General features: G+C 58.4%; 2 protein-coding genes and 8 pseudogenes. 8 read left to right on the forward strand and 2 right to left on the reverse strand.

Annotated features, from left to right (window positions below; genetic code table 11):
• Together AAFX91_RS33090 and AAFX91_RS33095 are read left to right on the forward strand one after the other, a co-directional pair.
• Positions 1-2,008 (forward strand): hypothetical protein (locus AAFX91_RS33090; protein WP_394569366.1); only part of this gene is annotated, 2,008 nt, incomplete at its 5' end.
• A gap of 85 nt (positions 2,009-2,093) precedes the next feature.
• Complete coding sequence (locus AAFX91_RS33095) at positions 2,094-3,053, forward strand: hypothetical protein (protein WP_394569367.1); 960 nt, start codon at positions 2,094-2,096, stop codon at positions 3,051-3,053.
• Between the two features lie 393 nt (positions 3,054-3,446).
• Here AAFX91_RS33095 and AAFX91_RS33100 read toward each other — a convergent pair.
• Positions 3,447-4,765: pseudogene (locus AAFX91_RS33100) on the reverse strand (DUF2130 domain-containing protein).
• A 390-nt stretch (positions 4,766-5,155) separates the two neighbouring features.
• On the opposite strand from AAFX91_RS33100, the pseudogene AAFX91_RS33105 reads away from it, so the two are divergent.
• The 6 pseudogenes from AAFX91_RS33105 to AAFX91_RS33130 all read left to right on the forward strand — a co-directional run.
• A pseudogene (locus AAFX91_RS33105) lies at positions 5,156-5,576 on the forward strand (hypothetical protein).
• A 165-nt stretch (positions 5,577-5,741) separates the two neighbouring features.
• Positions 5,742-6,601: pseudogene (locus AAFX91_RS33110) on the forward strand (ISNCY family transposase); the annotation flags it as partial.
• Between the two features lie 45 nt (positions 6,602-6,646).
• Positions 6,647-7,906: pseudogene (locus tag AAFX91_RS33115) on the forward strand (IS4 family transposase); the annotation flags it as partial.
• Positions 7,907-8,065: 159 nt separating this feature from the next.
• Positions 8,066-8,308 (forward strand): annotated as a pseudogene (locus AAFX91_RS33120) (IS256 family transposase); the annotation flags it as partial.
• Positions 8,309-8,737: 429 nt separating this feature from the next.
• Positions 8,738-10,696: pseudogene (locus tag AAFX91_RS33125) on the forward strand (secretin N-terminal domain-containing protein); the annotation flags it as partial.
• Positions 10,697-10,809: 113 nt separating this feature from the next.
• Positions 10,810-11,193: pseudogene (locus AAFX91_RS33130) on the forward strand (ATP-binding protein); the annotation flags it as partial.
• A 192-nt stretch (positions 11,194-11,385) separates the two neighbouring features.
• On the opposite strand, the pseudogene AAFX91_RS33135 reads toward AAFX91_RS33130, so the two are convergent.
• A pseudogene (locus AAFX91_RS33135) lies at positions 11,386-11,579 on the reverse strand (integrase core domain-containing protein); the annotation flags it as partial.

Here is an 11,579-nt window from a genome sequence, read left to right on the forward strand (position 1 = left end):
CCTGGTGGCTACGATGAACCAGAAATCCTCCCTCCGCAAAATCCTTCAATTTGTCTCAAAGGTCTCGACGGCGAACAAAGAACTTGCGCGCTACAAAGTCCTCTATGCGCTGCGCCGCGTCGGGCCGGAGATGCAAAGCGACGTGCTTGCTGACGGCAAGATCGTCCGTCAGACCGGTATCGACGTCTCAAGTCCGATCAAACTTCCCGAAGGTCTCGTGCTCGACCGGGATGCGTTGTTCGCGGCTTTCAAAAAGGCAGCCGATGGCGAGCCGGTTCCGAAGCTGCGGGACGTGAGGGGGCGCATCCGCGACCTGAAGCTCGACGTGGATGATCAGAGCGCATATGTGAGCTATGGGCATCACCGGATTACTTTTCCGCATGCCGTGCTGCTGTCAGAAAAGCCCGCAAGACGGGACCGTGCCATGGTGGCGATCCTGAAGAGCTGCACGCTCGCGACAGAGCAGCGGGCTGAGCTCCTGGCCGTTGTGAACAAGCCAAACTACAGCCAAGCCGACTTCTTCGCGGCGCGCGTTATTTTAGCCGGATCGCCCGAAACATTTGCCACGTCGTTACGCGAGGCGGCTAACAGAGGAACAATCGGGCGGAACGACCTTCTGCCCTCTGAAATCACGCACTGGGAAAACTTGACCGCCAAGCGGCTTACCTCGAAACTGCTCGTTGATTTCGTGCAAAATGAGCTTGCCGCTCAGCGAGCATCACTTTTCACCTATGATCCTAAGGATGCCCTTGATGTTATTTCACTGACGTTCGGCAGCCCTGAACTTATACCCCTGGAGCCCTTGGGTCAGTTCAACGCCGACGAGATGCTCGAGGCTTTGAAGCATGTGATCTCGTACTCCGATCCCTTTGCGCTGGCCGGGGCATTCGACATTTGTGCCGATCGCACCGATTCCGACCCTCGCTTTGTTGAGCTCGGAGAGGAAATTCTTGATCGGCTACTCAGCGATCCCAAGCGACTGCATGGTGAACTGACGACATTCGCCACCGGCTTTGTTGTCGCGAGCGCCTATCTCGCCGAACATCAGTCGCTGCGGCGGCAGCCCGTGTTTTGGCGCCGACTTGCCGCTACTTCTCACGCCGCCCTCGTTACGCGTGTTCTCGGCGGCAGCAACGATGAGGAAGGCTCGTTGCTCAATTGGGCCATGCGCATCACCGGAAAGAGTTTCTATCTTTCGGTGATGAATGATTTCGATGTTGAGCCCCGCTGGCGCCCTGACTGGATAAACCCGAACTTTATCGCGGCCGATCTTTACGGCCGGCTCCTGGCCTCATCGGAGAAACTTGGCGACAAGGCCCCCGAGAACTGGCGCAAGAAGCTGGAGGACGCGCAATCTTCCGTTACGGTAGGCGCGCCCCCGATGGCGCGCATGTTCCCCGCGATGTTGCAGGGATGGCGGGTGCCTTCCAGCGATCAGCCTCCCGCCGATACACCGGTCGGCGAATTGTTCGTTGAATTCGAGCGCGAGCCGAGCGTTCCGAAGTTTCTAGAGTTTATCCAGCTAGTCTACATGTTCGGCTTTCCTCACGAAGGACGATCCGCAGTCCTTAAGGTTATAGCAACCCTTCGTGCTGAGCTCGCAACGACCGATCCCGACTTCGCTCAAGCGGCCCTCGATCTGGCAGCTCTCATTGCCGCGCGAAATCACGATGCAGAATTGGCCGAAACCGTCGCCGTTGTTGCAATCGAACGCGTCGCGACGGAACGCGGTGTTGAGAGACTGTTGCCGATCATCTCCGTGTTTCTGGAATGCGCGGCCGCGATTGCCGACCGGAAGGAGGCGCTCGCAACGCTCGCTCGCCGCCTGGAAAATCTCGCGTTCGTCGCCTCGGCGGCCTTGTTGCCCGATGCTCTCGATGCATTCCGTATTCTTCAATCGATCAACGAAGATTTGGTTCTTCAATCGATCAACGAAGATTTGGCCCCTCTGCTCGGGCGAGCCATCGCCACAGCCCGACTTGGCTTGCCGCGCGGCAATGCAGCTTGAAAGCACGCGACGCGCACACACTTTGAGGATCGGATACCCTTGTCGCGCTAAGCCGGCGTGCCGGTGATACCTAGAGCCTATCATCATGCGAATAAGCATCGAAGCGCGGCCGGCTCTGATTGAATCTGCCGTCGATTGGGTCAGCGGATTCATCGGCGCCGCGGTCGACAAAAGGGTCGCCGCCCTTGAACAGCAGGAAGCTGCCAATCCCCTTCTCGCGCTCCATTTTCGCGAGACGTTCGCGCTCGAATTTGCCCTGGCGAACGCACGTAGATACAGGAAATCGACGGGCCGCTTGCCGATGGGCGAAGAGTATTTCCCGCTTTACAGTTTCTTGCTGCCGGCAAGTCGCATCTATGCGGCACTCCCGCCAAGTTCGCAGAAGCCATACATCGGTCGCCTGCGCGATGCCGTGAATGGCTCTTTTGGTGCCCGGCCATTTGCCTACGAAGTCAGCATGGCTACTCACCTCATGGGCCGGGGATGGGATGTCGAATTTGCGGACTATGCAGGCGCCGCGCGCTTCGATCTGCTCGCTCGACGAGACGCAGTCGAAGTCGAAGTCGAGTGCAAGACCACTTCGGGAGATACCGGACGAAAAATTCATCGTCAGGAGGCCAATCGACTTGCACAACTCCTTCTGCCGACCACGCAGGCATTGGCTGAAATCCGTGGATGCCATCGAATTCTTATCGTCGTTCCGGATCGGCTTGGTCGCTCAAACGAAGAGCTTGAGGGAATCGCCGCAGCTGTGGCGACGGCAGTCAATCGCAAGGATCAAGCCGACGCTCCACAGGTGCGGGTTGAATATATGTTTGACGGTCTCGATCCTTGGCCCGAGCCGGGTGATGATGCCATGGAGGCAATCTCGTTCTTCGAACATCGTTTTGGCAGGACGAACGCGAATCTCATGTTTCACGGTCGTTCCGGATACTCTGTCGTCGCTGTGATGATCGTCAGTGCCAAAGCCGATAGCGTTGTCGACGCTATCGCGGAGGAAGCAAAAAGGCCGCCGGACAGTGCAGCGGCAGCCGTCCTGCTTTGATCGCCTTGCATCTCGTTGACGAGGTCAATCGACATGATCTCGAAAGCATGCTCAGATCTTCAAACGGGATGCACCAGATAACGCACGCCGTTCTGAGATCCGAAGCGCGCCGCCATGTCGACACCGTGGCGTTCACATTTCCTCAGGCGCGCCGTACGGACGGACGTGGCTCGGCATGGCTATCTGGTAATCTGATCTCGCTCTACAATCCGGAACCACTTTATCCTTGTGCCGAGATGAGGTCCATATTCGGACCATCTGACCAAGTGTGAGCCGTGGATAGCCGAGCAGCGATCCGGTCATAAACAATCGCGCAGGTCGGCGAAACAACAGGCAGCGAATTTGCGCAAGCCTGGCTCCTCCGCTCGGATGCAGCTAAAGGGCAGGGGAGGATCACCCAACATTCCGTTTGGGCTCGACTGCGTTCTCTAACAACGGAAGGTCTAGACTGGGAATCTCCGGCATGGCTTTACCAGCAATGGCCTGCAGGTCGCCGACCATGCCGACCGTCGACTCCACGACGGCCAGGATCTGGGTTTCACGCTTGGCCCATTGCCGGCCCATGAACTTGCGTTCCTTGTCGAGGTCCTCGCGCATGTCGTTGAACTTTTCGACGACCGCTTCGACTCTCTGCCTAAACTTCGTACCGGTCAGGTAGTGATAAACCTGCTCCATCTTGCTCTGCTGACCCTGCTGAACGAGGCGTGAGCTGCTCACATCGACCAGACCCTGACGGAGCGCCACGGCGACCGGCAACGCGCAACGTGGATGAGCAACCCATACACCATCGACCAGGTCAAATTGCTCGATATGTTTCGGCAGCGCATGGGAGATGATCAACGCGACGTCGGCGCCGGATCGACGCTGGTCGTCACGTAATTTAGCGAGCCATCCGTCACTCCATGCCTTGGTGCGCTTGGTTTCCCAAAGGATGATGCCGGCAGATTGGCCAATAGCACCATTCACCTGGTGAATAACGTCCGCCCCAAGCTCACCTTTGCCAACCGGCTCGATCGAATCGGTTGGAAAACGTCCGCGCAGAAGCTCTTCAAGCTCGAGCTCAAGAACCTCTCCTTGAGATTGCTGTGATCCCTGTTCGGCCTTGCGCTTACTGTAAGTTCCTCGATCGTGCGTGTCATCGACTCGATGGTCTGGTCCTTCTCGGCAACGCGCAAGCGTGCCGCCTCGTCGGCTTCTTGCCTAGCCTTGATCTGGATTTCACTGATTGAGGCCTGGACGCGCTTCTCTATCGTCAGGTCGAGCTCGCGCTTTTCCTCTTCGAGCGCCCGCTGCTGCCGCATCAGTTCAGCCTGCTGCTTTTGGGCCTCGGCAAGCTTCGTGTTGTTGGAGAGTAGGGTGGCTCGCAGGTCCGCAGCTTCCGCTTCCTTCGCCTGGAGCTCGGCGGCGGCTGCCTCCCGCGCCTTCTTGCTTTCGGTCGCGACCAGCTGGGCGCGTTCGGCGGTCAATCGCTTCGCAACCTGGTCTTCGATTTGCTCGCGGTCCTTCGCCACCTGCTCGCGTTCCAGCCGCAGCGCCTCGGTCTTGCGCTCCATCTCGGCATCTTTGCTGGCTAGCTGCTGTTGAAAGCGCTGACGGGTTTCAGCGAGGAGGGGGGCGGCGAGCGATTCGGTCAGCCGGATCTCGTGATTGCAGTTGGGACAATGCAGGGTCGGCTCGTGCGAGGCGCCGGCGGCGGTTGCTTTGAAGGTCATGAACTCTCCCTGTCATCGGTGCGGCCGGATTCAACATCATCCGCGCCCGATTTCGATGTCGCAGCTCCCAATGTCCACAGCCGGGTGTCAATCAGCGGCCTGGTCGCCAGGTTTTCCACGGAATCTGCATCGTCGACATATCGATGTGCCAGCCCTGCCTGCGCGAGCGGACCGCGGTTCATTGGTCGAGGCAGTCATCCCAAATTCGCGAGCCTCTCATGGCGGTATCCGAGCTGGAATCTTCAGCCATGGTCATGCCCACCAAGGGTCTTTGCACCGCGCACCTTCAACGAAAACCAGCAGACAAACGTCATGAGTCGACACGGGTTTATCGAATGCTACTAAGATGTAGAGGAAGTAAGTTCGTGGAAGCCGGGTACGGGTGGGGCAATGAACTTCCAGGTGACGGTTCTCAAGGTGCTGGTCAGCTATCCAGACGGGTTCGCCGTCATGGAGGACATCAAGCGCGATATGGCGATTCTGGCGACCAGCGGACGGGATTGGGCTGAACGCACGAAGCGATTGGCAGCCCGCATGCCTGACCTCGATATCTTCTCCCAAGGTCTCATCGAGCGGTTGAACGGCGGCTGGCGTATCACTGATAAGTGGACGCGCGGTTCTCGAGATCATGGAGGTGCGGCCCGCACCGGCCCAACAAGCAACGGAGCTGGCCAATGTCCGCGCGGTCGAGGAGCCGACTGCGGCCACGACTCTGTCACCGATGCTTTCGATCGCGCCAGTTCGACGCATGCGGAAACGAAGCCGCCGCCAACGCGACGCTGGTCGGCAAAGACAAGCGAGTGCGTTGTGACAAACCCAGCTAACGGGTCAGTTTAGCCTTTCGGGAAATAGGAATATATTCCATAATCAATGTTATACGAACAATGTAGACGCTCATTAGAAAGGTCACCATCCACCCCATTAGAGATGTCCCGCTCGGACTTGTCTAAGGCATGGGGCCTGAGAGGTTTGAGTGATGACGGTGCTGTCGATGAGCCGGGCTGAGATCGAGCGGGTGCATGTGTTGCGGAATGTCGTGGCGGAACGGATTACAGTGCGAGAGGCCGCGCAACTGCTTCAGGTAACATCGCGACAGGCGTTCCGGCTGCTGAAGGCCTATCGGATCGGAGGCCTGCGGCACTGCTGTCGAAGAAGCGCGGCAAGCCGAGCAATCGAGCCTATCCGGCGATCGTACGGAGCGAGGCACTGGCGCTGATCAAGACTCACTACGTGGATTTTGGTCCGACGCTTGCCGCAGAGAAGCTGGCGGAGCGGCATGGTTTGCATCTCGGCCTTGAGACGGTGCGGCGCTGGATGCTGGTGGACGGGATTTGGAAGGACCGCCGGCAGCGGTTGAAGCCGGTGCACCAGCCGCGGCATCGCCGCGATTGCGTTGGTGAGTTGGTCCAGATTGACGGCTCCGAACACTGGTGGTTTGAGAACCGCGGCCCGCAATGCACCCTGCTCGTCTTCATCGACGACGCCACCAGCCGATTGATGCACCTGCAATTTGTCGAGACGGAATCGACCTTTGACTACTTCAGGGCGACGACCGCCTATCTGAAGCGCTACGGCAAGCCAATTGCGTTCTACTCGGACAAGCACGCAACGTTCCGGCTTAACAAGGTCGGCGCGACCGGCGGCGGCGGGATGACGCAGTTCGGTCGCGCGCTGCACGAGCTCAACATCGACATCATTTGTGCCAATGTCCCGCAGGCCAAGGGGCGCGTGGAACGAGCCAACGGCACACTGCAGGACCGCCTGGCAAAGGAGATGCGTTTGGCGGGCGTCTCAAGTATTGAGGCTGGTAACGCGTTTCTGCCGGCATTCACGGCTTACGATTACCCACATCAGAGCATTCCGATGGTTTGCCAAGACTGGGCGAATACCAAGGCGGCCTATCGTTTCTTCTCCAATGAACGAGTAAGCGAGGCCGACATCCTATCTGGTCATTTTAAATCGACGCGGGAACGTATCGCGGCTGCGAAAGGACCTGTTCTTGTCCTGCATGATACGACCGAATTCACCTATCAAAGGGAGCGCCCGGATCTGATCGGGATGATTAAGCGCATCCCCAAAAGCAACTCTCGAAGATTGGACGGAAAACCCCAAACGTACACGACATGCGGAATATTGATGCATTCGAGCCTCGCGGTGACCCTCGATGGGCTTCCACTGGGGCTCAGCGCTGTGAAGTTCTGGACCAGAAAGAAATTCAGAGGGGTCGCTGCGCTCAGGCGCGAGGTCAACCTGACACGGATCCCCATTGAAACCAAGGAGAGCATTCGGTGGCTGGAGAACCTCAAGCAATCCACGGAGCTTTTCGAGAAGCCATCGCAGTGCATCCATATCGGTGATCGTGAGGCCGATATTTATGAATTGTTTTGCGCCGCCCAAGAGGTTGGAACGCATTTCTTGGTAAGGACCTGTGTCAATCGCCTGGCCGGCGATGGCGATCATACCGTTGCAACGATAATGGACGAGGTCGTGGTCAAAGGTCTCCACCGGATCCAAGTCCAGGATAGCAAGGGCAATCCAGACCAGGCTATTCTTGAAATCCGGTATCGTAAAATCCGTATTCTGCCACCGATAGGCAAGCAGTCGCGGTATCCAGCTTTGACTTTGACAGTGATCCACGCTGATGAAAGAGGAGCGCCAAAGAACAGAAAGAAGATTGAATGGAAACTCCTGACCGACCTTCCGGTGCAATCGCGCGGGGATGCGATCGAGAAACTCGAATGGTATTCCCTGCGATGGAAGATCGAGGTCTTCCACAAGATACTCAAATCCGGCTGTAGGGCGGAGGACTCGCAACTGCGGACTGCTCAGCGATTGACGAATCTGATCTCGGTGTTCTGCATTGTGAGCTGGCGCATTTTTTGGATGACGATGCTCAATCGTTCAGCGCCAAATGCCTCACCGGAATTTGCGCTGACCAAAGCTGAAATCCAATTGCTTGATCGGCTCGTCAAAGACAAGAATCCAGTCAGCACACAACGAAAGACATTGTCGCATTATCTCATCAAGATCGCCAGGCTCGGCGGCTATCTCGCCCGCGCCAACGATCCGCCACCAGGGAATCTGATCATGTGGCGCGGATTATCGCGATTCATCGATATCGCAACGGGAGCGAAACTCTGACCCAAAAATGGTCGTAAGACGACGAAGGGCAGGTGAAGGCGATCGCCCAGGCTCACGTCACAACGGATTGGCGATAATCACCCGCGCCACGAATGGCGCATACGCCACGATGCAGAACACCGCAGCGGAACGTTGGCACCGAGACATCTCATACCGGTTACCAACCCCATCGAAAGCACCTTCGCCACCGTGCGTCACCGCACCATCCGATCGAAGGATTGTCTGTCGAACGGGACCGCGCTCGCCATGGTCTTCAAACCGGTCGAGGGCGCACAGAAAAGCTGGCGCCGTCTCGATGGCCACAACCAGTTGCCAAAACTCGCTCTTGGCGTGACATTCAATGACGGGATCGAGGTCATCGCCAAGCCGGCCGACCGTCAGCCCATAACCGCCGCCGCCTGACCGGCCCCGCCGTCACCAAGATTTGGCGATAGCTCTGCTTGCCCCCCGCTCGAGTTCTGCTGCGGGAGAGCCAGAGGCTCGACGTCGTGGTCCGGTTTGCGTCCGCGATCTCGCGCTTCGCCTGTAACAGCTAAGATTGGCAACAACTCATCGAGACCTGCCGCGTGGTGAATGCCGCTCCTGGTCTTCCAGACGACCATCGATGTGCCAAGGCACGGAGCGCTCGCCGCCCATCATCTCCCGTTATCGACACATATCGATATATTAATTTGCAGCTTGGCGGGTCTCCGGTACTGACACTCGGAAGAATCATCAGGCTGCTATTCGTCTTATCCCCGGGAAAATTTCGCCTCTGAGCGCCAGGCCCAACATCGCTCGCGCTGCCAAAGCTCTAGAGGATGGCTTTGCGCTGGCGCATGGAAACATTGAATGAATGCACATCTTCCGCGAGTGTGCCCCTCTGCGCGCCCCACGATACTCACGTTTCTTTGTCTACTCCTCACCGGATGCGCAGGCTCCGGCTCGACCGCTGAGCGCAGTGTTCTACTGAACCCGCCTAGCGGCATTCGGAAGGTATCCGAACACACATACTCGGAGGGCGCATCGCCAGCGGGGGGCTTTGAAGTGTTGACCCAGCCATCGGCCCAGCCTGCCGAAACCTCGGAGCGGCGGCTACCGGTCACCGCCAATAGCGCGCGCGTCAGTCTGGACTACGTCAATGCTGATATTCGGCGGGTCGTGAATGACGTCGTCGGTAATATCTTGGCCATGGCCGTTGTGATCGACCCAGGCGTAGAGGGAAAGATAACGCTCCGGACTTCCGGCAAGGTTCCGGCGAGTGATGTTCCGCGGCTGCTGGACGAAGTGCTGGGAAAGTATGGTTACGGACTGGCGGCAGTTGACCGGGGAGTCAGGGTGGCGCGCCTGGCTGACCTCGCCGACGGAGGGCGCGGCGACGTTAACGTAATTCCCGTTCGTTATGTCGATCCGGTCGATGTCATCAAGGTCATCCGACCGAACATCGAAGAAAACGTTCATTTGGCGCCTGCGCCCGGACGACGAGGCATTGCCATCAGCGGCTCGCCCGGTGGCGTTAGTTCCGCGCGTGAACTAATAGGCCTGTTGGACATCGATAGCATGCTCCACAAGTCCTTTGCACTGTATACCCTGGCTCAGGCAAGTCCCGCCGCAGTAGAGAAAGACCTCAATTTTGTATTCAATCAAAATGCTGGGGGCTCTCCGCGAGTTCGATTTGCGTCACTAGAGCGGTTGAATGGCATTCTTGTAGTTGCCGACGACCCTGCGGCACTTCAGCACGCGCGTGAGACAATCGAGAAGCTGGACAGGACGTCAAAGGCAGCAGCACACGTTCACGTGCGGCCACTGAAGTACCGCAGGGCTACGGAAGTGGCTCAGGTGCTGGCGCAACTCTTCTGCGCTGAGCCGGGCGTCACAGCAGCTACCGCACAGTCCACCGAAGAGTCCGGCAAGATGCCGGTCTCAAGTCTGGCCAGTCGATCAGACCTTTTCCCCGACCAGCCCAGCCCGCCGAATGAAGGCTCCGGCTCGAACACGCGGACCGCTCAAGCAAAGCACGAAGCGGTGGTGGGCCCGGCCAGTCTCGGTTTGTCGGCGCCGGTGCGGATCCAGGCGGATCGCAGCCAGAACGCGCTTGTTATTCTGGCGGCACCGCACGATGCCAAGATCATCGATGCCGCAATCCGTCGTCTTGACGTCAAGCCGCGTCAGGTTCTCATCCAGGCGATTGTCGCGGAGGTCCGGCTAAACGATGGCCTGGAATACGGGGTGGACTATCTTCTGTCCTCTCGTCCCCTGGGTGCCGTTCCAAAAGGTGGGTTGTCCTATGTGTTTCCCGGGACAAGTGCCAACGTTGTGCTGCACGCGCTCAGCGAGGTGGCAGACGTTAAGGTTGTATCCGCCCCACGCATTCTCGCGGTCGACAATCAGCCGGCGAGGATCCAGGTCGGCGAGCAGGTCCCTATCTTGTCGCGATCGTCCCAATCCCCGGCAAGCGAGAGCTCGCCGATCATCAGCACCGTCGAATTGCGTGACACGGGAGTAATTTTGGCTGTTACACCCAGAATAGGTGCTGGCGGCAGTGTCACCCTCGACACTTTTCAGGAGGTTAGCACCGCGAACAAGAACAAGCTCACCAATGTCCAGTCCCCTGTGATTTCGCTACGTCGCCTGCAGAGCACCGTATCGACCCGAAACGGGGATACGATAGCAATTGGTGGGTTGATGCAGGATAGTACCTCTCGCGCCGATTCCGGACTTCCTTTGCTGATGAACATTCCGCTTCTGGGAGCGGCATTCCGGCGTACTGAACAAACCAAAGAGCGAACGGAGCTCCTGGTGTTACTCACTCCTCTGGTGCTTCAAGGTGACGCAGAGGCAGGAGCCCTGACCGACGAGTTGCGGGCGAAGTTCGAATCACTCGCGCCCGAGCTCGGCCGCCAACTCACGCCCCGGACCGCAACAACCAGACGCTTGTCAATGATCTCGCCGGCGGCGGCTTCATCGCCCAGCAACGCAACGTCGTCCTGGTCGGTGGAACGGGCACCGGCAACACCCATCTGGCCATCGCTATCGCGCGAAGCTGCATCCGATCCGGCGCCCGTGGCCGCTTCTATAACGTGATCGACCTCGTCAACCGCCTCGAGACCGAGACCCGCAACGGGCGACAGGGCCGGCTTGCCAAGCATCTAACCCGCATGGACTTCATTGTCCTGGACGAGCTCGGATATTTACCTTTTGCCAAGTCCGGCGGTCAGCTTCTCTTCCACCCCGTCAGCCGGCTTTATGAGCGCGCCTCCGTCCTCGTCACCACCAATCTGGCATTCGGCGAGTGGCCGAGCGTGTTCGGCGAACCGATGACTTTATGATGCCTCCTTCAGAGCTGGCCCCGGTGGTTTGGACAGCGCCCGGTGGATTTAAGTGGATTCCTGCCGGGTTATGCTGAACGCGGGGCTTTACGATTTTGTCGTTGCGTCGGGAGGGCGTAGCCCGACCAGAGCGACGACAAAATCGTCGGCGACGGTCATGCGGCCATCACCCATAGCTTGCGTGCCGAAGTAAGCCTCGTCGGGCGTGCGCCCGTCAAGGCTCGAGTGAGGGCGTCCCTGATTGTAGAAGGCCAGATACTTGGCAATTGGCGGTCGCGCCTCGGACACGGAGCTATGCGGGAAACTGGGTGATGACGGACTGAGATAGGCGGCGTATCGAGGCGGGTGTCGAAGCCTGCCAGAAC

This window comes from Bradyrhizobium sp. 31Argb, from assembly GCF_043638955.1.
Classification (GTDB): domain Bacteria; phylum Pseudomonadota; class Alphaproteobacteria; order Rhizobiales; family Xanthobacteraceae; genus Bradyrhizobium.